This is a genomic window from Actinokineospora guangxiensis, from assembly GCF_042657845.1.
Taxonomy (GTDB): domain Bacteria; phylum Actinomycetota; class Actinomycetes; order Mycobacteriales; family Pseudonocardiaceae; genus Actinokineospora; species Actinokineospora guangxiensis.
Genome location: NZ_JBHSKF010000005.1, coordinates 215,216 through 236,601 on the forward strand (window position 1 = coordinate 215,216; position 21,386 = coordinate 236,601).

The 21,386-nt window shown below is 73.2% G+C and carries 27 protein-coding genes; 15 read left to right on the top strand and 12 right to left on the bottom strand.

Going from position 1 to position 21,386, the window contains the following annotated elements; all coding sequences use genetic code 11:
- Positions 1–39: 39 nt before the first annotated feature.
- Positions 40–1,167, bottom strand: a complete 1,128-nt coding sequence (locus tag ACFPM7_RS13430) for a lycopene cyclase family protein (protein WP_378247619.1) — start codon at positions 1,165–1,167, stop codon at positions 40–42.
- Positions 1,168–1,218: 51 nt separating this feature from the next.
- On the opposite strand from ACFPM7_RS13430, the gene ACFPM7_RS13435 reads away from it, so the two are divergent.
- Positions 1,219–2,745: a deoxyguanosinetriphosphate triphosphohydrolase family protein gene (locus ACFPM7_RS13435; RefSeq protein ID WP_378247621.1), complete on the top strand. Its 1,527-nt coding sequence runs from the start codon at positions 1,219–1,221 to the stop codon at positions 2,743–2,745.
- Here the strand turns inward: ACFPM7_RS13435 and ACFPM7_RS13440 are convergent.
- The gene (locus tag ACFPM7_RS13440; RefSeq protein ID WP_378247623.1) at positions 2,742–3,356 is read right to left on the bottom strand and encodes a copper resistance CopC family protein; all 615 of its coding nucleotides are present in this window, start codon (positions 3,354–3,356) and stop codon (positions 2,742–2,744) included. The genes ACFPM7_RS13435 and ACFPM7_RS13440 overlap by 4 nt on opposite strands.
- A gap of 10 nt (positions 3,357–3,366) precedes the next feature.
- Entirely contained in the window at positions 3,367–4,062 is a 696-nt protein-coding gene (locus ACFPM7_RS13445; RefSeq protein WP_378247625.1) for a FadR/GntR family transcriptional regulator, read from the bottom strand.
- A 105-nt stretch (positions 4,063–4,167) separates the two neighbouring features.
- Here ACFPM7_RS13445 and ACFPM7_RS13450 point away from each other — a divergent pair, with 105 nt between their 5' ends.
- Genes ACFPM7_RS13450 through ACFPM7_RS13460 form a run of 3 tightly spaced genes read left to right on the top strand, consistent with a single transcriptional unit; the run spans position 4,168 to position 6,849 of the window.
- On the top strand, positions 4,168–4,662 hold the full coding sequence (locus ACFPM7_RS13450; RefSeq protein ID WP_378247627.1) for a gluconokinase: 495 nt from the start codon (positions 4,168–4,170) through the stop codon (positions 4,660–4,662).
- The gene (locus ACFPM7_RS13455) at positions 4,659–6,026 is read left to right on the top strand and encodes a GntT/GntP/DsdX family permease (RefSeq protein ID WP_378247629.1); all 1,368 of its coding nucleotides are present in this window, start codon (positions 4,659–4,661) and stop codon (positions 6,024–6,026) included. Before ACFPM7_RS13450 ends, ACFPM7_RS13455 begins: the two co-directional genes overlap by 4 nt.
- Before the next feature lie 46 nt (positions 6,027–6,072).
- Positions 6,073–6,849, top strand: a complete 777-nt coding sequence (locus ACFPM7_RS13460; RefSeq protein WP_378247631.1) for a Rossmann-fold NAD(P)-binding domain-containing protein — start codon at positions 6,073–6,075, stop codon at positions 6,847–6,849.
- Here the strand turns inward: ACFPM7_RS13460 and ACFPM7_RS13465 are convergent.
- Together ACFPM7_RS13465 and ACFPM7_RS13470 are read right to left on the bottom strand one after the other, a co-directional pair.
- Positions 6,806–7,594, bottom strand: a complete 789-nt coding sequence (locus tag ACFPM7_RS13465; protein WP_378247633.1) for a hypothetical protein — start codon at positions 7,592–7,594, stop codon at positions 6,806–6,808. The two genes, ACFPM7_RS13460 and ACFPM7_RS13465, sit on opposite strands and share 44 nt — an antisense overlap.
- A complete protein-coding gene (locus ACFPM7_RS13470) occupies positions 7,591–7,914 on the bottom strand; it encodes a PadR family transcriptional regulator (RefSeq protein WP_465251838.1) in 324 nt (107 codons plus the stop codon). The genes ACFPM7_RS13465 and ACFPM7_RS13470 overlap by 4 nt, the downstream gene beginning before the upstream one ends.
- 80 nt (positions 7,915–7,994) lie before the next feature.
- Here ACFPM7_RS13470 and ACFPM7_RS13475 point away from each other — a divergent pair, with 80 nt between their 5' ends.
- The 4 genes from ACFPM7_RS13475 (at position 7,995) to ACFPM7_RS13490 (ending at position 10,253) form a co-directional block, all read left to right on the top strand.
- On the top strand, positions 7,995–8,435 hold the full coding sequence (locus ACFPM7_RS13475) for a hypothetical protein (RefSeq protein ID WP_378247635.1): 441 nt from the start codon (positions 7,995–7,997) through the stop codon (positions 8,433–8,435).
- Between the two features lie 9 nt (positions 8,436–8,444).
- On the top strand, positions 8,445–8,852 hold the full coding sequence (locus tag ACFPM7_RS13480; protein WP_378247637.1) for a type III secretion system chaperone family protein: 408 nt from the start codon (positions 8,445–8,447) through the stop codon (positions 8,850–8,852).
- A gap of 86 nt (positions 8,853–8,938) precedes the next feature.
- On the top strand, positions 8,939–9,475 hold the full coding sequence (locus tag ACFPM7_RS13485; RefSeq protein ID WP_378247639.1) for a hypothetical protein: 537 nt from the start codon (positions 8,939–8,941) through the stop codon (positions 9,473–9,475).
- A gap of 67 nt (positions 9,476–9,542) precedes the next feature.
- Positions 9,543–10,253: a hypothetical protein gene (locus tag ACFPM7_RS13490; protein WP_378247641.1), complete on the top strand. Its 711-nt coding sequence runs from the start codon at positions 9,543–9,545 to the stop codon at positions 10,251–10,253.
- A 4-nt stretch (positions 10,254–10,257) separates the two neighbouring features.
- On the opposite strand, the gene ACFPM7_RS13495 is transcribed toward ACFPM7_RS13490, so the two are convergent.
- Positions 10,258–10,971 (bottom strand): carbonic anhydrase, encoded by a 714-nt coding sequence (locus ACFPM7_RS13495; RefSeq protein WP_378247643.1) that lies wholly within the window; start codon positions 10,969–10,971, stop codon positions 10,258–10,260.
- Positions 10,972–11,087: 116 nt separating this feature from the next.
- Between ACFPM7_RS13495 and ACFPM7_RS13500 the strand changes: the two genes are divergently transcribed.
- From ACFPM7_RS13500 to ACFPM7_RS13510, 3 genes are all read left to right on the top strand, one after another.
- The gene (locus ACFPM7_RS13500; RefSeq protein ID WP_378247645.1) at positions 11,088–11,807 is read left to right on the top strand and encodes a maleylpyruvate isomerase family mycothiol-dependent enzyme; all 720 of its coding nucleotides are present in this window, start codon (positions 11,088–11,090) and stop codon (positions 11,805–11,807) included.
- 198 nt (positions 11,808–12,005) lie between these two features.
- Entirely contained in the window at positions 12,006–13,661 is a 1,656-nt protein-coding gene (locus ACFPM7_RS13505; protein WP_378247647.1) for a choice-of-anchor B family protein, read from the top strand.
- A gap of 55 nt (positions 13,662–13,716) precedes the next feature.
- A complete protein-coding gene (locus ACFPM7_RS13510) occupies positions 13,717–14,580 on the top strand; it encodes a hypothetical protein (protein ID WP_378247649.1) in 864 nt (287 codons plus the stop codon).
- Positions 14,581–14,672: 92 nt separating this feature from the next.
- Here ACFPM7_RS13510 and ACFPM7_RS13515 read toward each other — a convergent pair whose 3' ends face one another.
- The gene (locus tag ACFPM7_RS13515; protein WP_378247651.1) at positions 14,673–15,422 is read right to left on the bottom strand and encodes a GntR family transcriptional regulator; all 750 of its coding nucleotides are present in this window, start codon (positions 15,420–15,422) and stop codon (positions 14,673–14,675) included.
- 32 nt (positions 15,423–15,454) lie between these two features.
- The gene (locus ACFPM7_RS13520; RefSeq protein ID WP_378247653.1) at positions 15,455–15,985 is read right to left on the bottom strand and encodes a TetR/AcrR family transcriptional regulator; all 531 of its coding nucleotides are present in this window, start codon (positions 15,983–15,985) and stop codon (positions 15,455–15,457) included.
- 73 nt (positions 15,986–16,058) lie between these two features.
- On the opposite strand from ACFPM7_RS13520, the gene ACFPM7_RS13525 reads away from it, so the two are divergent.
- A complete protein-coding gene (locus tag ACFPM7_RS13525; protein ID WP_378247655.1) occupies positions 16,059–16,496 on the top strand; it encodes a PaaI family thioesterase in 438 nt (145 codons plus the stop codon).
- Here ACFPM7_RS13525 and ACFPM7_RS13530 read toward each other — a convergent pair.
- Both ACFPM7_RS13530 and surE read right to left on the bottom strand, forming a co-directional pair.
- Positions 16,487–17,689 carry an AGE family epimerase/isomerase gene (locus ACFPM7_RS13530; protein WP_378247657.1) on the bottom strand — a complete coding sequence of 401 codons (1,203 nt, stop codon included), beginning with the start codon at positions 17,687–17,689 and terminating at the stop codon, positions 16,487–16,489. The two genes, ACFPM7_RS13525 and ACFPM7_RS13530, sit on opposite strands and share 10 nt — an antisense overlap.
- 24 nt (positions 17,690–17,713) lie before the next feature.
- Positions 17,714–18,475 carry a 5'/3'-nucleotidase SurE gene (surE, locus tag ACFPM7_RS13535; RefSeq protein WP_378247659.1) on the bottom strand — a complete coding sequence of 254 codons (762 nt, stop codon included), beginning with the start codon at positions 18,473–18,475 and terminating at the stop codon, positions 17,714–17,716.
- Between the two features lie 89 nt (positions 18,476–18,564).
- Between surE and ACFPM7_RS13540 the strand changes: the two genes are divergently transcribed.
- The 3 genes from ACFPM7_RS13540 (at position 18,565) to ACFPM7_RS13550 (ending at position 19,873) form a co-directional block, all read left to right on the top strand.
- On the top strand, positions 18,565–18,963 hold the full coding sequence (locus ACFPM7_RS13540; RefSeq protein WP_378247661.1) for a phage holin family protein: 399 nt from the start codon (positions 18,565–18,567) through the stop codon (positions 18,961–18,963).
- Entirely contained in the window at positions 18,960–19,196 is a 237-nt protein-coding gene (locus ACFPM7_RS13545; protein WP_378247663.1) for a DUF3618 domain-containing protein, read from the top strand. The genes ACFPM7_RS13540 and ACFPM7_RS13545 overlap by 4 nt, the downstream gene beginning before the upstream one ends.
- A gap of 74 nt (positions 19,197–19,270) precedes the next feature.
- The gene (locus ACFPM7_RS13550; protein WP_378247665.1) at positions 19,271–19,873 is read left to right on the top strand and encodes a flavodoxin family protein; all 603 of its coding nucleotides are present in this window, start codon (positions 19,271–19,273) and stop codon (positions 19,871–19,873) included.
- Between the two features lie 58 nt (positions 19,874–19,931).
- On the opposite strand, the gene ACFPM7_RS13555 is transcribed toward ACFPM7_RS13550, so the two are convergent.
- Both ACFPM7_RS13555 and ACFPM7_RS13560 read right to left on the bottom strand, forming a co-directional pair.
- Positions 19,932–20,858, bottom strand: coding sequence for a universal stress protein (locus ACFPM7_RS13555; protein ID WP_378247667.1), 927 nt, complete (start codon positions 20,856–20,858; stop codon positions 19,932–19,934).
- Complete coding sequence (locus ACFPM7_RS13560) at positions 20,855–21,373, bottom strand: DUF6328 family protein (protein WP_378247669.1); 519 nt, start codon at positions 21,371–21,373, stop codon at positions 20,855–20,857. The genes ACFPM7_RS13555 and ACFPM7_RS13560 overlap by 4 nt, the downstream gene beginning before the upstream one ends.
- Positions 21,374–21,386: the final 13 nt, after the last annotated feature.

Below are 21,386 nucleotides of genomic sequence, written 5' to 3' on the forward strand. Positions count from 1 at the left end.
GGCCAGTCTGCCCCCGGCGGGGCGCGGGGTCGCGGCTCGTCACGAAGAGTTCATCGGAGGCTGGCGAAGAATTGCCAGCCGCCTGCGCAGCCGCCACGGGGCCGCCGCGAACAGCGCCGCCATCGCCGCCGAGGTGCCGGCGACATCGGTGCGGCCGCTGAGGAACGCGCGCTGCTGGTGGGCGGGCAGGGCGAAGAACAGCTCGAAGAACTCCGGGACCTCCGCGGGCGGCAGCGACAGCAGCACCCGGCGGCCGTGCGCGCGCAGCGCGTGCACCGCGCGGGCGGCCGGGGGCCAGATCGCCGAGCGCGCCGCGGCCGGGCCGTGCTCGATCGCCTCGGCGACGGCGGGTGCCGCGGCCAGCGCGTCGCCGACGCTGTAGCCGGTCGCCGGGTGGACCATCCCCGCCGCCGCCCCGAACGGCACCGCCGGCCCGCGCCCGCGCACCGGCACGTCCATGGGGAAGCGGACGTGCTCGACGGCCGCGTCCCGCGCGTCGATCCCCGCGCGGTCCAGCCGCCTCGCCAGGCGCTCGCGCAGCAGCCCGAGCGCGATGCCGGGGCGCGCGGCCAGCGAGGTCTCCTCGACCAGGGTGCGCCCGCCGGGCAACGGAACCACGTAGAGGAAGGTCGCCACGCCGTCGGCGGTGTCCCAGCCGTCCATGAACACCGCACCGCCCGGCGGCGCGAACGCCGCCGCCGCGTCGGCGGGCAGGATCACGCCTGCCGCCGTCTGCTCCACGCGCGTCGCGGGGCGCACGCCCCCGCTCAGGCGCCTGTGGTGTCCGGTCGCGTCGACGACCACCCGCGCGCGCAGCTCCCGGCCAGTGTCGAGCCGCACCGCGCTCACCCCGCCGCCCACCCATCCCCGGACGGCCGAGCCCCGGACCGCCTCCACCCCGCACGACATCCACGCCGCGAGCGTCGCGGCGTTGTCGAGCACCCGGTACCCGCGCTCCAGCACCCGCCCCGCCGCCCGCACCTCGCTCGCGGCCACCACCGCGGGCAGGCCGACGGCCTGATCGGCCCACAGCCCGTAGGTCGCGGGCCAGGGCGCGTCCGGCCTCGGCGCGACGAGCGCGGTGGCCAGGCCGCGCCGCGCGCACGCGGCGGCCAGCGCCCACCCCGCCGGTCCGCCGCCGGCGATCACCGCGTCGTAGGCCTCCACCGCTCGATCCCACCACGCCGGGCCGGGGCGCGCGGCAATAGGCTCACCGGCATGTCCGACCACGACCGCGCAGGCCGCCGGGACCCCGGTCCCGCGCCGGGGGACCTCGCCGCGACGCCCTTCCGCGGCGACCGCGACCGGCTGGTCGCCTCCCCGTTCTTCGCCCGGCTCGGCGGCGTCACGCAGGTGGTGACCGCGGGCGGGTCCGGCCTGCTGCACAACCGCCTCACCCACAGCCTCAAGGTCGCGCAGGTGGCCAGGGCGATCGCCGAGCGGTTGGCCGAGAACCCGCTGGTGGCGGATCTGGGCGGCTGCGACCCGGACGTGGTCGAGGCCGCCGCGGTCGCCCACGACCTCGGGCACCCGCCGTTCGGGCACCTCGGCGAGCAGGTGCTCGACCGCATCGCCCGCGAGCGCTTCGGCCTGCCCGACGGGTTCGAGGGCAACGCGCAGAGCTTCCGCATCGTCACCACCACCGACACCCGCGGGCCCAAGGCCGCCGGACTCGACCTCACCGCCGCCGTGCGCGCGGCCGTCCTCAAGTACCCGTGGACGCGCCTGACCCACCCCACCCCGCACCCGATGACCATGGCCGACCCGCCGCGCGGGGCCGCCGAGCCGCGCGAGGCGCCCGGAACCGGGTCGGTGAAGTTCTCCGCCTACGTCACCGAGCTGGACGACCTGCTGGACTGCCGCGCCGTCTTCAGCGGCAAGGTCGCCGACTGGCAGCAGACCGTCGAGTGCTCGGTGATGGACAACGCCGACGACATCGCCTACGCGATCCACGACCTGGAGGACTTCCACCGCATCGGCGTCCTGCAGCACGCCCCGGTCTCGGCCGAGCTGGGCCAGTGGGAGCGCCAGCGCGCCGACTTCGCCCGGCTGTCGGAGGTGCAGCTGGCCGCCGACCGGCGCAGGCCCGGCCGCTCGCTGGAGGCGCTGCGTCGCAGGCTGCACAGCCGCGACGGCTGGATGGTCGACGACGACGCCTTCGCCGCCGCCGTCACCCGCGTCCGCGAGCACCTGGTCGACGCGCTGCTCGCCGTCCCGTTCGACGGCTCGGTCGACGCCGAGCAGGCTTTCGGCGCGTTCTCCACCGGCTGGACCCGGCGGCTGGTCGCGGGCGTGCACGTCATCGCCGACCCGCCGACGCGCTCCGGGCACGTGCTGCTGGCCAGGGACCAGTGGCACGAGGTGCAGGTGCTCAAGTTCGTGCACCGCCGGTTCGTGCTGCTGCGCCCGGACCTGGCCCTGCACCAGCGCGGCCAGGCCCGCCTGCTGACCTCGCTGGTCTCGGCGCTGCACGAGTGGCTGGCCGACCCGTTCGAGGCGGACCGGCTGCCCCGGCGGCTCTTCGACCTGGTCGAGCTGGCGCACGCGGAGTACGCGCGGCTGGCCGAGGACAACCCGCGGACGCTGGTCGGGGCCGAGGGCCGCGAGGTGAGCGTGCCCGCGCTGGCCCGAGGGCGCGCGGTCATCGACTTCGTGGCGTCGCTGACCGACGGGCAGACAGTCTCATTGCTGGACGCGCTCAGTGGGCGCGAGGGCCGGTTCTGGTCGGACTCGCTGGTTCTCTAGGCGGCTTCGCGCCGCTTCTTCAACACGACGGCGGCGATCCCGCCGAGCGCGGCGACGACGGCCGCGCCGAGCACGATCCACAGCACCGCGCCGGGGCCGCCGGGCTCGTCGGGGGCGGGGCTGTCGGCGACCGGGACCGCGGTGGTCGGCTGTGCTGCGGTCGTCGGCTGGGTGGCCGGTGGCTGGGTGCTCGGTGGCTGGGTGGTGGTGGGCTGGGTGGTGGGCTGGGTGGTGGTCGTCGAGGCGAAGGCCGCGACGTCGAAGGTGTAGGTGCCGGTCAGGGTGTGGCCGTCGGCTGAGGTGACCCGGTAGGCCAAGACCTGCTTGCCCGGCTGGCCCTGCGCTGTCACCTTCGCGGTGACCTCGGCGCCGGAGGAGGCCACGTCCGAGACCGCCCAGTCCGTGCCGTCGCGGCCGGTGATGCGGATCGATTCCCCGTTCGCCTCGACCTTCCCGGAGAAGGTCAGCGTGACCGTGGTGGGCGCGGTGTCGAGCGCGACGCCCTGCTCGGGGTCGGCGCTGACGAGGCGCTCGTGCGCCGAGGCGGGTGCCGTGGCGACGACGGTGGCGAAGGCGGCGGCGATGGTCGCCGTGGCGAGTCGACGGATCACGGTCCGCACTCTAGGGGCTTTTCCCCGTCAGATCGGCGATCTCGGCGTGCGCTTGGGTGACGATCGCCCGCATGGCCGACTCGGCCCGCCCCGGCGCCCCGGCCGCGATGGCGTCCGCGACCTCCAGGTGCAGCGCGACGGCGTGCGGGTGCGGCTCGGCGGGCATGAGGCCGTGCCCGGTCCGGCCGGTCAGCACTTCGGCGACGACGGCGGAGAGCTGCGCGAACATCGGGTTGCCCGACGCGCGCAGCACGAGGTCGTGGAAGGCGATGTCGTGGCCGAGGAACACGTCGAGGTCGCCGGTGGCGGCCGCCAGGCGCTGGGCGGTGGCCCGCAGCGCGCCGCGCTGCTCGGGGGTGGCGCTGGTCGCGGCGCAGCGGGCGGCGATCGGCTCGACCGCGTGGCGCAGCTCGGTGAGCACGCGCAGCGCGGCGGGCCGGGCGGGGCCGTCGAGCTGCCAGCGGATCACCAGCGGGTCGTAGTGGTTCCAGCGGTCGGGCGCCTGGACGGTGATGCCGACGCGCCGCTTGCTGGTGGTCAGCCGCAGCGCCTCCAGGACGCGGACCACTTCGCGGGCGGCGGTGCGGGAGACGCCGAAGCGGGTCTGCAGGCTCTCCAGCCGCAGCACCGAGCCGGGGGCCAGCGCGCCGGAGACGATCTCCGCCCCCAGCTCCGCGACGACGCGCGCGTGCATGCCGGTGGTCATGTGCGGGCAATCTACCGGGTGGGGCGTAAAAGTACGACCAATGCTTGATTAAGTATTACTTGTGCGTTTCACTGGTCGACGACACCGAACCCGGGAGGTTGGCCAATGGCGGTCGTAGTCGTGGTGATGGGTGTGTCCGGCTCGGGCAAGACCACGGTCGGGACCGCGCTCGCGGCCCGCCTGGGCGTCCCGTACGCCGAGGCCGACGAGTTCCACCCGGAGGAGAACATCGCCAAGATGACCTCCGGCACCGCGCTCACCGACGCCGACCGGCTGCCCTGGCTGCGCGCCATCGCCGCCTGGATCGGCGAGCACGCCGAGACCGGCGGCGTGGTCACCTGCTCGGCCCTCAAGCGCTCCTACCGCGACCTGCTGCGCGCGGGCGGTCCCGCCTGGTTCCTGCACCTGCACGCCGACCAAGAAGTGATCGCCGGACGGCTCTCCGGGCGCACCGGCCACTTCATGCCGCCGTCCCTGCTGGCCTCGCAGTTCGCCGACCTGCACCCGCTGGAGTCCGACGAGCCCGGCCACCGGGTGGACGTCACCGCCCCGGTCGAGGACGTCGTCGCCGAGGCCGAGGCCGCGGCGGCGCTGCGGTGACCGTCGCCGCCGCCTGGAGCGGCCAGGACACCCAGCTGATCGTGGCCACGCTGCTGGCCATCGCGCTGATCGTCGTGCTGATCACCTGGGCCAAGCTGCACCCGTTCCTCGCGCTGATCCTCGGCTCGGGGGCGCTCGGGCTGGTCGCGGGCATGCCGCTGGACGAGATCGTGACCAGCTTCGGCAACGGCGTCGGCAAGACGGTCGCGTCGGTGGGCGTGCTGATCGCCCTCGGGGCGATGCTCGGCAAGCTGCTCGCCGACTCCGGCGGCGCCGAGCAGATCGTGGACACGATCATCAACCGCTCGGGCACGCGGATGCTGCCCTGGGCGATGGCGCTGGTGGCCGCGCTGATCGGCCTGCCGCTGTTCTTCGAGATCGGCCTCGTCATGCTGATCCCGGTCGTCCTGCTGGTCGCCAAGCGCTCCGGGCAGCCGCTGATGATGCTCGGCATCCCCGCGCTGGCCGGGCTCTCCGTGCTGCACGGGCTCGTGCCGCCGCACCCCGGCCCGCTGGCCGCCGCGGGCGCCCTCGGCGCCAACGTCGGCCTGACGCTGGCGCTCGGCCTGCTCGTCGCCATCCCCACGGTGATCATCGCGGGCCCGCTCTTCGGCAAACTCGCCGCCCGGCTCGTGCCCGACGCGCGGGCTCCCGAGCACCTGATCCCGGAGTCCGACCCGGACGCCGAAGACCGGCCCCGGCCCAGCTTCTTCGCGACCGTGGCCACCGTCCTGCTGCCCGTGGTGCTGATGATGGGCAAGGCGCTGGCCGACATCCTGCTGGCCGAGGGCGACCCCGTGCGCGCCGCGCTCGACTTCGTCGGCAATCCGCTCGTCGCGCTGCTGCTGGCGGTCCTGCTCGGCCTGGCCACCCTCGGCCGCGCCGCGGGCTTCGGCCGCGACCGGCTCTCCGACACCCTCGCGGGCTCGCTGCCGCCGATCGCGGGCATCCTGCTGATCGTCGGCGCGGGCGGCGGCTTCAAGGAGACGTTGGTCGACGCGGGCGTCGGCGACGTCGTCACCCGCCTGGCCACGGGTGCGGACTTCAACCCGCTGCTGCTGGGCTGGCTCGTCGCCGTCGCGATCCGCCTGGCCACCGGCTCGGCGACCGTGGCGACCGTGTCGGCGGCGGGCATCGTCGCCGAACTCGCCGCCACCCTCGACCCGACCCACAACGCCCTGCTGGTGCTGGCGATCGGTGCGGGATCGCTGTTCTTCTCCCACGTCAACGACGCGGGCTTCTGGCTGGTGAAGGAGTACTTCGGCCTGACGGTCGGTCAGACGATTCGCAGTTGGTCGGTCATGGAGACGGTGATCTCCGTGGTCGGGATCGCGGTGATCCTGCCCCTGGGCGCGCTGTTGTGAGTTTCGCCCGCGGCGGATCTCCTGGCGCGCAACGGGTCCATCCGGGTTGGCCTGGGTCCGGGAGGCGGTCGAGGTGCTGGCGCCGACGACCGGGCACTGGACGTTCGTGTCCAGCGTCAACGTCTACGCCGACCCCGCCGCGCTCGGCCAGACGCCGGCCTCGCCCCTGCTGCCCGTCGTCGACGCCCCGCACAGCGAATTGGACGAGACGTCGGTGGAGGTCCACGGCGGGGTCAAGCTCGCGTGCGAGGAGGTCGTGCGCGCCGCCGGAGTGCCCGCGTTCTTCCCGCGGCCCGGGCAGATCACCGGCCCGGGCGATGCGATGGACCGCTTCGGCTACTGGCCCAACCGCTTCTCCCGCGGCGGGCGGGTCGCCGTGCCGGACAACCCCGACCAGCCGGTGCTGCACATCGACGTCCGCGACCTGGCGGCCTGGATCGTCAGAGCCGGGGAGCGGCGCCAGAGCGGCACCCACGACGCGGTCGGACCTGTCATGCGGCTGGCGGACGTGCTCGCCGAGGTGCGCTCCCTCGTCGCCCCGCCGGGTACCGAGGTCGTGCCGATCGCCCCGTCGGCGCTCGCGGAGGCGGGAGTCGCGCCGCGGGCTGGGCCGCGCTCGATGCCACTGTGGCTGCCGCCGTCGCACTACGGCCTGTTCGCCCACGACCCCGCGCCGTCGTTCGCCGCCGGGCTGAGCACGCGCCCGCTCGCCGAGACCGTCGTCGCCGCGCTCGCCGAGGAGCGGGCTCGCGGGCTCGACCGGCAGCGGCAGGCCGGGCTCACGCCCGCCGAGGAAGCCGAACTCCTCGCCACGTCAGCGTGATGGCGGTCGCGGCGAATCCGAGCAGCGGCCACGGGACGGGGCCGCCGGGCAGCGCGGCCGACAGGGCCGCGTAGGGGAGCAGGGCCGCGGCGAGGACCAGAACGGTCCATCGTGGAACGAAAAGCGCCGCCGCCGCGAGTGCGGCGGGGGCCAGGGTGACCGGGTCGAGGCCGGCCAGGGGGAGGGTCGCGCCCACGGCCGCCGCGCCCGCGCCCGCCCACAGCCACCGCGTTCCCGACGGCGGCGTATCCACCACCAGCGCGAGCAGCGTGACGACCGAGGGCAGCAGCAGCGCCGCGGCCAGCACCGGTTCCCAGGGCGCGCCGCCCGCCGCGCCGACCGCGATGGCGAGCACCCCGACCGCGACCGGCACGCCGGCCAGCACCGCCGTCTCCACCCGGGCGCCGCGCGCCGCGGCGATCAGCGCGCCCGCCGACGCCAGGTGCGCCAGTGTCCACAGTGGCTGTGAGCCGGGCGACACCGCCGACGCGGCCGCCACCGCGACGCCGAACACCAGGCCGAGCGCCGCGATCAGCCCGACGGACCCGCCCAGGCGCACCCGCACGGCCAACGCCAGCGTCGCCGCCGTCTCCGACCACCCCGGCCAGCCGTACTCGCCGTCGAGGTCCGGGTCGCCGCGACGGGTGGCGAGGAAGGTGCCGACCATCTCCTCCTCCCGCTCCGCGCGGTAATCGCGGGGGAGGACGCCCAGCAGCGCGCGGTAGCGGCGCTCCAGGCGGGTCACCGCGCGTCCCTGGCCCGCAGGACCGCCGACGCGGCGCGCACGTTCGCCCGCAGCCGGGCCACCTCGGCCGACAGCGCGCGCACGCCCGCGTCGGTCAACCGGTAGTACCGGCGCAGCCTGCCCTGGTGGACCTCCTCGCGGTCGTGCTCGGCCAGGCCTTCGCCGACCAGGCGATCCAGCACGCCGTAGAGCGTGCCGACCCGCAACCGCACCCGCCCGTCGGAGAGCGCGTCGACCGACTGGACGACCGCGTACCCGTGCATGGGCTCCTCCGCCAGCGCGGTCAGCACCAGGAAAGCCTGCTCCGACATGCCCTTCATGACGCGAAATATATCGCGTGCCGATATATCTTGCCAAGGGGTGTCGGTGCGGTGTCAGCACGGCCGGACAGGCTGGGGGCATGGCGACCCTGATCCTGGCGGGCGGATCGCCCACGGCCGCGGCGTACGCGGGCTTCGCCGCGGGGCGGGTCCCGGACGCGCGCCTGGTCCTGACCCGCGACCTGAACGTCCGCGCCCTGCTGCGCCGCGACCCCACCCCGGTCGCCGACCTGCTCAGGGCGCGCCCGGAGGCGGTGGTGGTCGTCGCCGCCGTGCGCCGGGCGGCCACCAGCGGCCTGCTGCGCACGCTCCTGGAGTTCCTCGACGTCGACGCGCCCGCGCTGCCGGTCGCCGTCGGCTCCTTCGCCGCGCACGCCCGGGTGCTCGACCACGGGCTGATCCCGCTGCTCGGGCCCCGGGTGCTGCCGACGGTGTTCCTGCCGGAGCACCACGCCGACCTCGGCGTCCTGACCGAGGCGCTCGCCACGCTCACCGCACAGGACGCGCGCGCGGGGCATTAGCATGATCACATGTCGACTTGGGCCGCGCTGGCCGAATACGTCCGGGACGAGTACGAAGTGCTCTCCGAGACCGAGGACGAGATCCGCATCCTCTTCGACTTCGAGCACCTGGACGAGGAGGACGAGCGCACCCAGGTGGTGATCCTGGTCCGGGAGCTGCTCGACGAGAAGCACGAGTGGGTGCAGATCGCCACGCCCATCGGCAAGGCCAGTGAGGTCGACCTGACGGCCCTGCTCACCGAGATCGGCCTCTCCACGGTGGCCTGCGGCGCGGCCATCATGGGCGAGCACGTGGTGCTGCGGCACTCGCTGCCGCTGGCCACCCTCGACCTGCACGAGTTCACCGACCCGCTGGCGCTGCTGGCCGGGACCGGCGACCAGCTGGAGGAGATCTTCTTCGGTGGTGACCACTACTGAGCCGCGACAGGATCGCCCAAGCCCACCTCCGGGTTGTCCCGGGGGGTGGGGATGAGCCGAACGGACGCCTGGCAAGATCGGGGGACATGACCGCCAGCCGCGAACCCGAGCCGCTGCCCGCCCACGACCCCCCGACGGTCCGCCTTCGCCTGGTGGGGACGCTCCCGCCGTCCCACGAGATCGCCACCTCCGTGCTGCCGGTGGTCCCCCCGCAGCCCGCCGACTCGGCGGTTCCCGAGCAGCCGCGCTCCGCACCGCGGCCCACCCCGGTGCCCAGGGCCGTGCCGTCCCCGACGCCGAATCCCGCGCCGGTCGCCGCCCTGCCCGCCGCCGCCTCGGCCGCCGCCGGTCTGACCGCCGCCGCGCTGACCGTCACCAACCCCGCTGCCACCAACCCCGCTGCCAGCAACCCTGCTGCCATCCACCCCGCAGCCACCCACCCGCCTGCCACCCCGTCCGCGGACGCCCCTTCCGCCGCGGCCCCGCCGGTCACCCCGGGCGCACCCGCGCAAGCCGATGCGCCCACCGCGGTCAAGCCGGTCGCGCCGAGGCCGCAGAAGAGCCTGGCCCGACGCGTCGCGCGCAAGATCCTCGGCCCCAACCTGCTCACCAAGCGCGACTGAGCGACGGTTCGGCGACCACTGGGTGGGTCTTTGGTCACCCAAGTGGGGGATTGGCTACGGTTACCGCGTGTCGGATTCCCTGCCGAAGTTTCCGCCCAGACCCGACGACCGCAGCTCGCTGATCGTCAGCTCCCTGCCGGAGCAGCTGCCCGCGACGCTGCGCACCGCGCCCGTCGCGCAGCCCAAGGAGCCCAAGCGGTCCAGGGGACTGCTGCTCGGCGTCGCGGTCGGGCTCGTGCTGATCGTCGTGGGCGCGGCGATGCTGTGGTGGCCCGCCGATGAGGAGCAGCCCGCGCCGCAGGCGGCGCCGCCGCCCGCCGCCGAGTTCGCCTTCCAGCGCGCCGAGGAGACCCGCGAGGCCGTGCTGGACAGCGACTGCTCCACCCACTCCTACGGCCAGACGAAGGAGTTCCTGCGGGCGACCCCCTGCGCGCAGCTCGTCCGCGCGCTGTTCACCACCGCCACGGCCGACGGCCGCACCGTGCACACCTCGGTCGCCGTGGTGCGGATGCGCGGCGCGGACGACGCCGCCCGGCTGGGCGACCTCGTCCGCGCCGACGGCACCGGCAGCGTCAACGACGTGCTGCGCGACGGCGTGGCCACCGTGCCGGGCCTGCCCCGGCTCAGCCGCGGCGGCTTCGCCTCGACCGTGCTGGACCGGCACGTGATCATCGCCGAGTCCGACGCGGTCATGCCGCTGGCCGACCCGATGGCGCACAAGGCCGAGATGAAGCGCGTCAGCCTCGCCGCACTCGACCTCGGCGTGGGCCTGGGCTGACGAACTAGCCCAGGCGGGTGACCTTGCCGGTGCGCAGCTCGTAGGTCGCGGGCACCACCTTCACGCCGTGGTGGGCCACCGCCTCGCGGATGATCGACGACCGCTCGACCAGGTAGGCGGCCGAGCGCCGGGTCTGCTCGGCGACGCACGCGGCCAGGTGGCGCGCGGGGTCGGGGTCGACCGGGGTGGCCCGGACGGCGGGCTCGATCGACCGGACCAGCACGCTGATGTCGCCGGTGAGGTGGGCGTTGCCGTTGACGGTGTCGATGGTGGCCTTCACCGCGCCGCACGACTCGTGGCCGAGGATGACGACCAGCGGGACGTTCAGGTGCTCGACGGCGTACTCGATGCTGCCGATGATGGCGGTGTCGAGCACCTCGCCTGCCGAGCGCACGGTGAACAGGTCGCCGAGGCCCTCGTCGAAGACCAGCTCCGGGGGGACGCGCGAGTCGCCGCACCCGAGCACGGCGGCGAACGGCGCCTGGCCGTTCACCAGGCTCTCGCGCCAGCGAAGCGACTCGTGCGGGTGCTGCTGTCTGCCTTCGGCGAAGCGTCTGTTCCCCTTGGCGAGCTTTCGCCAGGACTCTTCGGCCCGGTCCCCGGATGGCGGGGCCGACGGGGCCGCCGTGGCGGCGGGGGCGATGGCGGGGGCGATGGCGGCTGTGGCGGCCACGCCCGCGGTGACTCCGAACAGTGTTCGGCGGTTAAGGTCATTCACCCGAACGAATGTATTGATGTGATCAACCACTCGGCTGACATTCACACGTAGCTAAACCGGCGTATCGGACGATCGGGATCGTGGTCCTGATCACATCGACGGATGGATTGGTGCACATGGATTACGCGGCTGCATTCCAGCAGAGCAACGCCCAGCTGACGGCGGTGCTCGCGGAGGCGAATCCGGACCTGCCGGTGCCTACCTGCCCGGGCTGGACGCTCCGCAAGCTGCTCACCCACGTCGGCCGCGGCGACCGCTGGGCCGCCACGATCGTGTCCACCCGGTCGACCGGCCCGGTCGACCCCGCCACCGTCGCCGACGGCAAGCCGCCCGCCGACCACGCGGGTGCGCTCGACTGGCTGGCCGCGGCGCCCGCGCTGCTGATCGAGGCGGCCGCCGCCGCCCCGGGCGCCCCGGTGTGGACGTTCATCGGCCCGCAGGTCGCCTCCTGGTGGGTGCGCAGGCGCCTGCAGGAGGCCGTCGTCCACACCGCCGACGCCCTCATCGCGGCAGGCCTGCCCGTCGAACTCGATCCGGCGCTGGCCGCCGACGGCGTCGGCGAGTGGCTGGGCCTGGTCACCGGCTCTCGCGCGCCCGCTCTCGACATGGGCGCCTCCCTGCACCTGCACGCCACCGACACCGGCGGTGAGTGGACGGTGTTCCGCGACGAGACGGGTATCCGCTGGACGGCCGAGCACACCACGGCCACGGCGGCGCTGCGCGGTCCGGCGGCCGAGCTGCTGCTGGTGTTGACGCGCCGCTTCCCGCTCGGCCGGGTCGAGCGCTTCGGCGCGGAGGACGTGGTCACCGGATTCCTCGCGCGGACCCCGTTCTGACCATTCGGTGAATTGCGGCCGGATGACGGCAGCCGGCAACTGGTGAATTCTCCTCCGGATTCCGGGGAACTTTGCCAGATCGTCGGTGTCGCCGCCGTGAGCTGCGAACTTACCCTCGTGGCGTGGTCGCGTGCGACCACGGAGTCCCTGCGTCCGGGCGTGCACCGCGTCCGGATAACTCCACGAGAGGTCCCCACTATGAAATACCTGCGTTCGGCCGGATTGGCGGTTCTCGCCGCCGCGGCCGTGGCGCTGTCGCTGACCCCGGCGGCGGCGCACGACCCGAATACGCCAGAGGGCATCGCGGCGATGCAGAAGTTCATGGCCGACCACGAGCCCGCCGACCGGCGCGCGCCGGTGGTCGGCACCGCCAACGGCGTCCCGTGCGTCAACGGCAAGGCCGACAAGTACCCGTGCAAGAACGTCGACCTGCTCAGCGTCCTGCCGCTGGCGAGCATCGGCGGCGGCAACGGCAACGACATCTGGGGCTGGACCGACCCGCAGTCCGGCAAGGAGTACGCGATCGTCGGCCGCACCAACGGCACGTCGTTCGTGGACATCTCCACCCCGACGAGCCCGCGCTACCTCGGCAACCTGCCGTCCAACGGCGGCAGCAGCACGTGGCGGGACATGAAGGTCTACAAGGACCACGCCTTCATCGTCGCGGACATGATCTCCGGCCACGGCATGCAGGTCTTCGACCTGACCCGCCTGCGCACGATCACCACGCCGCAGACCTTCAGCGCCGACACCCTCTACACCCGCTTCGGTCCGGCGCACAACATCGCGATCAACGAGCAGACCGGCTACGCCTACGCGATCGGCTCCAACACGTGCAGCGGCGGCCCGCACATGGTCGACATCCGCACGCCGAAGTCGCCGGTCTACGCCGGGTGCGTCAGCCAGGACGGCTACACCCACGACACCCAGTGCGTGAACTACACCGGCCCGGACACCGCCCACCGCGGCCGCGAGCTGTGCTTCAACTCCAACGAGGACACCCTCACCATCGTCGACGTCACCACCAAGTCGGCCCCGGTGCAGATCTCGCGCAAGGGCTACAGCGGCGCGCAGTACTCCCACCAGGGGTGGCTGACCGAGGACCAGCGCTACTTCCTGCTCGATGACGAGCTGGACGAGCAGCGGGGCACCGACAAGCGCACCAAGACCTACATCTGGGACCTGCTGGACCTGGAGAACCCGGTGCACATCGGGACCTACAACTCGCCCGCGCAGGCGATCGACCACAACCTCTACATCCGCGACGGGTACGCCTACCAGGCCAACTACCGGGCGGGGCTGCGCATCCTGGACGTGGCCAACGTCGGGGCCGGGCAGCTCACCGAGGTCGGGTACTTCGACATCTACGAGTCCTCCGACGGCGCGCAGTTCAACGGGGCGTGGAGCACCTACCCGTACTTCGGCAGCGGCGTCGTGGTCGTCAACGGGATCGAGCAGGGGCTGGTCGTGGTCCGGCCGAACCTGGGCGGGTCCGAGCCCGAGCCCGTCGAGCGCTTCGAGAACCCGGCCGACGTCACGATCCCGGACGCGGGCGCGGCTGTCGCGAGCAACATCGCGGTGACCGGGCTGTCCGGCAACGCCCCGTCGGACCTGCAGGTGGGTGTGGACATCAGGCACACCTATCGGGGTGACCTGGTGATCGATCTGGTCGCGCCGGACGGCACCGCCTACCGGTTGAAGAACTCCAGCAGTTCGGACTCGGCGGACAACGTGGTCGCGACGTACACGGTGAACGCGTCGTCCGAGACGGCCAATGGGACCTGGAAGCTCCAGGTGCGGGATGTGTACCGGGGGGACACGGGATACATCAACTCGTGGAGCCTGCAGTTCTGATGCTGGTCGGGGGCCCGGGTTCGCCCGGGTCCCCGCTGGTGGTGAGGAGTTTCCGGTGCGGTTGCGGGCTTATGAGTGGGTGGCGGTCGGAGTTGCCGGGGTGGTGGCTGTCGGGCTGCTGCTGATGTATGTGCTGAGTCCTGGCGCGCCTGCCGGCCATGTGATGCCGATGGGGGTTGTTCCCGCGGCGCACAGTGACGGGCTGTCGGATGCCGAGAACGGTTATCGGCTTGATCCGGTGGTTGTTCCGTCGTCGCGGGGGGTGGACAGGGAGGTCGCGTTTCGGGTTCTCGGGGTGGGCGGCAAGGCGGTGACCGACTTCCAGGTCAATCAGACCAAGAAGATTCACTTCTTTGTGGTGCGGGATGACATGGCGGTGTTCTCGCATGTGCATCCTGAGTTGCGGGGGGATACCTGGCACACGTCGGTCGACCTGGTGGATGGGGGTGCTTATCGGATGTTTGTGGAGTTCATTCCGTTCGATTCGGCTGATCCGGCGCATCCGATCGTGTTGGGGGTGCCGTTCTCGATCTCGGGGGATACGGAGTTGACGCCGGTTCCGGCTCCTGCGGTTTCCGCTGATCCGGTGGATGGGTTTGTGGTCAGTCGGGTGGGCGGGGTGTCGGTGATTCCGGTGCGGACGGCCGCTTTGCTGCGGTTGAGGATTGAGGGGGTGGATGGGGTTCCGGTGCGGCGTCTTGATCCGCATCTGGGGGCTAGTGGGCATATGACCGGGTTCAATACGCTGTTGTTGTCTGCTACGCATTTGCATCCGGTGGAGCCTGCTGGGGTGGCGCTGGTGGATGGTGAGTTGACGTTTCGGGCGGCGTTCGCCGAGCGGGGGGAGTATCGGTTGTTTCTGGAGTTTCGGGTGGGTGGGGTTCTGCGGACTGCCGCGCTTACTGTGATGGTGAGTTAGGGTTCGTGGGGTGGTGTTCCGTGGTGGTGTGGGGGTGTCCGATGGGGTGGTGGCGTTGTCGGGTGGGGGTGGGGTGTGGCTCGCGTGGTGATTTAGCTGGTGGTTAGGCGGTAGGCGGCGTTGGTTTCGGCGCTGAGGGCGAAGCGGTCGCCGCGTACCAGGGTGTGGCGCCATTCGAGTTTGCGGGCGGCGGCGTAGCCCAAGCGGTGGATGGAGAGGGCGGCTTGGTCGGGGGGCATGTTGAGGTGGGTGCGTTCGGCGGGGGTGGGGAGGACGGCTCGGATTGTTTCTTCGCCTCGGTCCAGGCGGATTCCGGCCTTGGCTATGAGGACGGCGTAGAGGCTCGTGCGGGTGAAGTCGGCGGTGAGGATGGGGGCGGCCAGGTCGGCGGGGAGCCAGACGCGGTCGATGGCCAAGGGGTCCTCGCCTGCGTAGCGGATTCGTTCGATGTGGACCAGCGGGGTGGAGCCCTCCAGGCCCAGGCGGTCCGCCACGACCGCGTCGGCGCGGATTCCCAGGGTTTGGACGGAGCTGCGCTGGGCCAGGCCGGACTCCTCGACCGAGGAGAAGAGGCTGTACAGCACGCCGATGGGCTGGACGATGTCGGCGGCGGGGGAGACCCTCGGCTGGCGGCCGCGTTCGGCGGTGATCACGCCGTCGGCGCGGAGTTGGCGGAGGGCCTGGCGGACGGTGTGCCTGCTGACGCCGTAGTCGTCGGCCAGGGCGAGTTCGCCGGGGAAGCCCGGGGTGAACTCGCCCAGGCGCAGTCGGGCGAGCAGGTCGTCCTGGAGTTGCTGCCAGAGCGGGTGGCCTGCTGTGCGGTCGAGCGGTCGTGGCGCCATCGGTGTCCTCCTCCCCGACGGGCAGTCTCGCATCAGGAGGGCAGCAGCCGCATGAGGTTGTCCCTGGCGTTCTCCAGCGGGCGCATCGATCCCGCGGCCTGGGATTGCAGCACCGCGCCTTCCAGGGCGGCGACGACGAAGGCGGCCAGGGAGTCCGGGTCGGCGGTGCCGTGCAGGGCACGGGCCAGGGCCGCCTCCCAGGTGGCGAAGGCGGCGGCAGCGGCGGCGCGGACCGGGGCCTCGGCGACGGCGGCGGCGGCGATCGGGCAGCTGGCGCCGTCGCCGCCGTCGGAGAGGGCGGGACGCCACCACTCGACCAGGGCGGCGACCGCCTCGGCGGGGGAGCGGTCGGCGGTGACGCGCTCGATGAGGCGGCGCACGTAGTCCCCGGCGGCCTCGGTCGCGGCGACGACCAGGTCGGTCTTGCCGCCGGGGAAGTGCTGGTAGAGGGAGCCGCGCGCGGCGCCGCTGTGGGCGAGCAGGTCGGCGACGCCGGTGGCGGCCACGCCGCGCGTGCGGATGAGGGTGATCGTGCTGCTGATCAAGCGTTCCCGCGGGCCCATCGCACCTCCTAGACCGATCGGTCTATAGTAGCCGCCGTAGACCGAACGTTCTATCGACAGACGGGGGACCGCCGTGCTGGATCTCGCGACGATGACCGGGCTGCAGACGCTGCGCGCGATGTTCGCGCTGCCCGACCCGCCGCCGAACATCGGCAGCTTCCTCGGCATGCGGGTCGAGCGCCTGGAGGAGGGGGACGTCGTCTTCACGCTGCCGACCCGCCCCGAGTACGCCAACCCGCTCGGCACGCTGCACGGCGGCATCTGCGCCACGCTGCTCGACTCGGTGATGGCCTGCGCCGTGCACTCCACGCTGCCCGCGGGCGCCAGCTACGGAACCCTGGAGCTGAAGGTCAACTACATCCGCGCGGGCCGGGTGGACGGCGGCCTGCTCACCGCCGCGGGCAGCACCATCCACGTCGGGCGCAGCACGGCCACCGCCGAGGGGCGGGTGACCGACGCCGACGGCAAGCTCGTCGCGCACGGCACCACGACCTGCATGGTCTACCGCTGACGCACCGCCACCGCGGGCGCGGGGGCCAGGCCCAGCACGGGGAACAGCGCCGCCTGGTAGGCGTGGTAGGTGTCCGGCTTGCCCGGCCAGGTCCCGCCTGCGGGCCTGCCGTCCGGGGTCAGCTCGTGCCGCCAGCCGCCGAGGTCGTGGTCGATGTGGCGGGCATCGGCGAACTCCCAGAACCGGGCGTACCAGTCGCCGTAGGCCGCCTCGCCCGTGCGGGCGTGCAGAGCCCACGCGGCGAGCACCGCTTCACAGACGACCCAGTGCATGCGCGCCGCGACCACCGGCCGGTCCTGCCAGTCCAGCGTGTAGACGAAGCCAGGGTGGCCGTCCGCCGACCAGCCCCGGGTCACCGCTGAGTCGAAGAGCGCCCGCGCGTCGCCCAGCAGCCACGCGGGCGCGTCCGCGCCCAGAGCCGCCTCCAGGTGCAGCAGCAGCCGCGCCCACTCCAGCCAGTGCCCGACCGTGCCCCCGTACGGCCGGAAGGGGTGCTCGGGGGAATCGCGGTTGTACTCGGGGTCGACGGCCCACGCGCTGGTGAAGTGCTCGGGCAGCCGCCAGTCCCGCGCCGCGGCGAACTCGTGCACGATCCGCTCTGCGACGCGCAGTGCCCGCTGGTGCAGGACCCGGTCGCCGGTCACGTCGCCCGCCGCCAGGTACGCCTCGACCAGGTGCATGTTGCTGTTGGCGCCCCGGTAGTCCTCGGTGGACGTCCACGCCGGGTCCCAGGACTCGCGGGCCAGTCCCGCGTCCTCGTCCCAGAAGCGGGTGTCGATGACCTCAAGCGCCTCGGCCAGCAGGGCCTCCCCGCCCGGCCTGCCCGCCGCCGCCGCGCCCGCGCCCGCCAGCACGACGAAGGCGTGCGCGTAGCCGTCCTTGACCGGGTCGCCGGTGTCGGTGAACCAGCCGCCGTGCTCGGCGTCGTGCAGAGGGCCCGAGCGCAGCGCCGCGACGCCGTGGTCGACCAGGTCCGCGCCGGGGTGCTCGCCGAGGCCGTCGGCCAGGGCGAAGACGTGCGTCATCCGGCAGGTGATCCACGTGGCGACCGGTCGCGCCGGGTCCGGGGTGCCCGCCGGGTCCAGCCAGGCGAAACCCCCGGGCGCCGGCGATCCGGCGGCGAAGGAGGCCAGCGAGCGCCGCTGGTCGGCGAGCCAGGACCGGTGGTCCGCGGAACCGAGGGCGAAGGTCACGGCTGGACGATAGGACTCAATCGGTTAAGAGGTCAATTCGCCCTGCACGCGGTCGTCCTCGGAGACCGACCGCAGCGCCGTCACCGTGACGTTGCCGCCGGAGAGGAGCGCGGCGTCGGTGCCCTCGGCGGGCGGCTCGTCGCCCTCGACCTGCCCGACCTCGATGAGCCCGTCGTCCGTGCGGGCCACCCGGGCGCGCACCGAGCCGAACGGCGCCAGGGGCGCCCAGCGGGTGGGGCCGAGCGCGTCCACCGGCACGTCCGGCACGTTGATGTTGAGCACCGTGTCCTCGGGGCCGTCGAGCAGCGTGCGCAGCAACTCGGAGACGACGTGCGCGGCCGTCTCCCAGTGCGGGTCCTCGGTGGGGTGCAGCGCAACATCGAGTGAGACGGCCAGCGCCCGCACCCCGTTGATGCCCGCGGTCAGCGCCGCGCCGACCGTGCCGGAGTGCAGCACGGCGCGGCCGATGTTGGCGCCGCGGTTGATGCCCGAGAGCAGCACGTCCGGCCGCGGCCCGAAGGCGCCGTGGCAGGCGGCCAGGGAGATCAGGCCCGGATGCGCCTCCACGGCGAAGGCGGCGGCGTCCGGCAGGTCGGGGAGGGTGACCTCCTTGGTCACCACGCGCCGGTCTTCCGCTGCGGCGGTCAGCCCGGCGGAGGTGCCGCTGGCCTCGCTGGCAGGTGCGGCCACCACCACGTCGAAGCCCGCTTTCGCGGCGGCGACCGCGAGTGCGGCCAGGCCGGGGGAGTCGATGCCGTCGTCGTTGGTGATCACCGCGGTAGCCACACCCGGCTCGTACCCGCTGCGGGCGCGGCCCAATCGGACGGTCGGGTGAGTCGGGTTCGGGATGCGCCCGAACGGGGTAGTCCCCGGACATGAACGCACCGACCCAGGAACCGTCGACCGCCGAGCTGATCAGCCGGGTCGGCGACCAGGTGAGCAGGCTGGTCAAGGACGAGCTGGAGTTGGCGAAGGCCGAGATCCAGCGCAAGGGCAAGAAACTCGGCCTCGGCGTGGCCCTCGGCGGGGTCGCGGGCGTGCTGGCGTGGTTCGGCGTCGCCGCGCTGTTCCTTGCCGCAGGCGCCGCGCTGGCACTGGTGCTGCCCGTCTGGGCGGCGGCGCTCATCGTGGCCGCCGCGCTGCTGCTGACCGCGGGCGTCTGCGCCGCGGTGGGCGTCGGCGACATCAAGAAGGCCACGCCGCCGGTTCCGGAACAGGCCATCGACAGCACCCGGCGCGACATCGCCGCGGTCAAGGAAGGAGCGCACCGATGACGCGCAGGGAAGAAGCCATCCGCGAGGACATCAAGCAGGCCCGGGTCGAACTCGCCGACACCGTGGAGCAGCTGGTCGCCAAGACCGACGTGAAGCGCCGCGCCTCGGAGAAGATCGACGGCATCCGCACGCGCGCGGTCACCGTCGTCAAGCGCGACCCGGTGCCGATCGCGGTCGGCGCGCTGCTGGGCGCGGGGGCCATCGGCGCGCTCGTCCGCGGGCTGACGATGTAGTCGTCCGAAGTGGACTTGGTTTGCCCGGTGCGGCGGCAGGGCATTCCGCAGGCTCCGAATGAAAGGACGCCGCTGTGCGTGCCGTAGTGCTCAACTGCTCGCTCAAGAGTTCCCCGGAGTCGTCCAACACCCAGCTGCTCGCCGACGTGGTGATCAAAGCGCTGGCGGAGAAGGACTGCGCGACCACCGTGCACCGGCTGGCCGATCTCGACATCCCGCCGGGCGTGGTCACCGACGTCGGCGAGGGTGACGGCTGGCCCGCTGTCCACGAGGACCTGCTCAGCGCCGAAATCCTCATCGTCGCCTCGCCGACCTGGGTCGGCAGGCCGTCCTCGCTGGCCCAGCGGGCGCTGGAGCGGATGGACGCGATGATCTCCGAGACCGGCGACGACGGGAACCCGGTCGCCTTCAACCGGGTCGCGGGCGTCGTCGTGACCGGCAACGAGGACGGCGCCCACCACGTGATCAGCGAGATCAGCGGCGCCCTCGTCGACATCGGGTACACGATCCCGGGGCAGGCGTGGACGTACTGGAACCGCGGGCCCGGCCCCGGCTCGGACTACAGCGACACCGACGAGGGTCATGAGTGGTCGCACTCGACGGGCGAGGCCATGGCGCACAACCTGTACTCCGTGGCCGAAGCGCTGCGCCGCAATCCGATCCAGCCCACCGGCTGACGTGGCCGCCGACAGCCCCGACGCACGGCGCCGGGGGTTGTCGGGGGTCAGCCGGGGGTCAGAGTTCGCACTTGCCGTGCACGACCGCGACCGGGCACGGCGCGACGTGGGCGGCGTGGTGGCTGACGGAACCGAGCAGCATGCGCCGCAGCGCCCCGCGCCCGTGCGTGCCGACGACCAACAGGCTCGCCGAGGCCGCGCGCTCCATGAGCACCTGCCCCGGTGGCTCCGGCACGGCCTCCACTTGGACGGAGATCGCCGGGTGGGCGGCCAGCACGGGGGCGAGCGGGCCGCGCACGAGTTCGTCGGCCACTTCGTCGCCGCGCTCGGGGTGGGTGCCCCACACCTCGACCGCGCCCAGACCGGGCCCGGGGCCGAGACCGGGCAGCGGATCGGCGGTCCAGCCGTGCACGGCGCGCAGCCGCTTGCCGTGCCGGGTGGCGTACTCGGCGGCGAAGGCCACCGCGGCGTTGCTGGAGCCGTCGCCCGCGATGCCGACGACGACGTCGCCGTCCGGGTCGCCCGCGCCGCGCGCGACGACGACCGGCCTGCGGGCGGCGCGCAGCAGGGCGTCCGTGGTGGACCCGAGGACCGCCCTGGCCACCGCGGTGTGCCCGGTCGCGCCCACGACGACGACCTCGGCGTTCTCCTGGTCGGCTACGGCCAGCAGACCGGGCGCGGCGTGCCCCAGCGGGATGCTGGTGCGCACCTCGATGTCGCCCGCCTTCTCGCTGAGCACCTGTTCGAGTTCACCGAGTACCTGTTCGGCGGCCTTGCGCAGGGTCTGCTCGTCCAAGCCCTCCGGCGCCACCGCCCCGGTGAAGGACGGCGCGACCGGGTTCGGGTCGATGGAGTAGACCGCGATCAGCGGCCCACCGGTCCGGCGGGCCTCCCGCGCCGCCCACCGGACGGCATCCCGCGAGTTGGGGGAGGCGTCGTATCCGACGACCACCGCGCGATCCCGCATGGCGTCCACTCCGTTCACACCGCGCTCCCCGCCACCGGCGCGCCCTCGGCGGCCGGGCTGTCGACCGGCTCCGGGTTCGCGTCGTCGGGGTCGCGGTGGCGCATCGGCATGGCGAACCACACCGTGGCGAACCCGGCCGCCGCGATCGCCGAAGCGATGATGGCGGGCGTCATCCCGATGATGACGTCCACCAGGAGTAGCACTGTTCCCGACAGCGCGCCCGCCAGGCAGGCCAGGCCGGCGAGGGCGAAGCGGTTGGAGATGCGCAGGATCCGATCGCGCTGGCCCTGCCGGAACAGCACCCGGTGCCAGGCGGCGGGTGCGGTCAGCAGCGCCGCGGCGACGACGGCCAGTCCGGCGGCGACCATGTGCACGGTGTGGGTGAAGGTCGACGCCCGCAGGTAGGGCTCGGTGAAGGTGACCGCCAGCAGGAAGCCGAAGAGGATCTGCACACCCGCCTGGACGACCCGCAGCTCCTGCAACAACTCGTTGAGGTTCCTGCGTAACCGCGCGTCGTGCGACTCCTCGTCCACTGGTCCTCCTCGG

What these genes read in the sequence shown, in the direction of transcription:
- ACFPM7_RS13435 (WP_378247621.1), top strand. Translation starts at nt 1,219, where the DNA reads ATGTCCGACCACGACCGCGCAGGCCGCCGGGACCCCGGTCCCGCGCCG.
- ACFPM7_RS13445 (WP_378247625.1), bottom strand. Translation starts at nt 4,062, where the DNA reads ATGACCACCGGCATGCACGCGCGCGTCGTCGCGGAGCTGGGGGCGGAG.
- ACFPM7_RS13450 (WP_378247627.1), top strand. Translation starts at nt 4,168, where the DNA reads ATGGCGGTCGTAGTCGTGGTGATGGGTGTGTCCGGCTCGGGCAAGACC.
- ACFPM7_RS13470 (WP_465251838.1), bottom strand. Translation starts at nt 7,914, where the DNA reads ATGAAGGGCATGTCGGAGCAGGCTTTCCTGGTGCTGACCGCGCTGGCG.
- ACFPM7_RS13475 (WP_378247635.1), top strand. Translation starts at nt 7,995, where the DNA reads ATGGCGACCCTGATCCTGGCGGGCGGATCGCCCACGGCCGCGGCGTAC.
- ACFPM7_RS13480 (WP_378247637.1), top strand. Translation starts at nt 8,445, where the DNA reads ATGTCGACTTGGGCCGCGCTGGCCGAATACGTCCGGGACGAGTACGAA.
- ACFPM7_RS13485 (WP_378247639.1), top strand. Translation starts at nt 8,939, where the DNA reads ATGACCGCCAGCCGCGAACCCGAGCCGCTGCCCGCCCACGACCCCCCG.
- ACFPM7_RS13500 (WP_378247645.1), top strand. Translation starts at nt 11,088, where the DNA reads ATGGATTACGCGGCTGCATTCCAGCAGAGCAACGCCCAGCTGACGGCG.
- ACFPM7_RS13505 (WP_378247647.1), top strand. Translation starts at nt 12,006, where the DNA reads ATGAAATACCTGCGTTCGGCCGGATTGGCGGTTCTCGCCGCCGCGGCC.
- ACFPM7_RS13515 (WP_378247651.1), bottom strand. Translation starts at nt 15,422, where the DNA reads ATGGCGCCACGACCGCTCGACCGCACAGCAGGCCACCCGCTCTGGCAG.
- ACFPM7_RS13520 (WP_378247653.1), bottom strand. Translation starts at nt 15,985, where the DNA reads ATGGGCCCGCGGGAACGCTTGATCAGCAGCACGATCACCCTCATCCGC.
- ACFPM7_RS13540 (WP_378247661.1), top strand. Translation starts at nt 18,565, where the DNA reads ATGAACGCACCGACCCAGGAACCGTCGACCGCCGAGCTGATCAGCCGG.
- ACFPM7_RS13545 (WP_378247663.1), top strand. Translation starts at nt 18,960, where the DNA reads ATGACGCGCAGGGAAGAAGCCATCCGCGAGGACATCAAGCAGGCCCGG.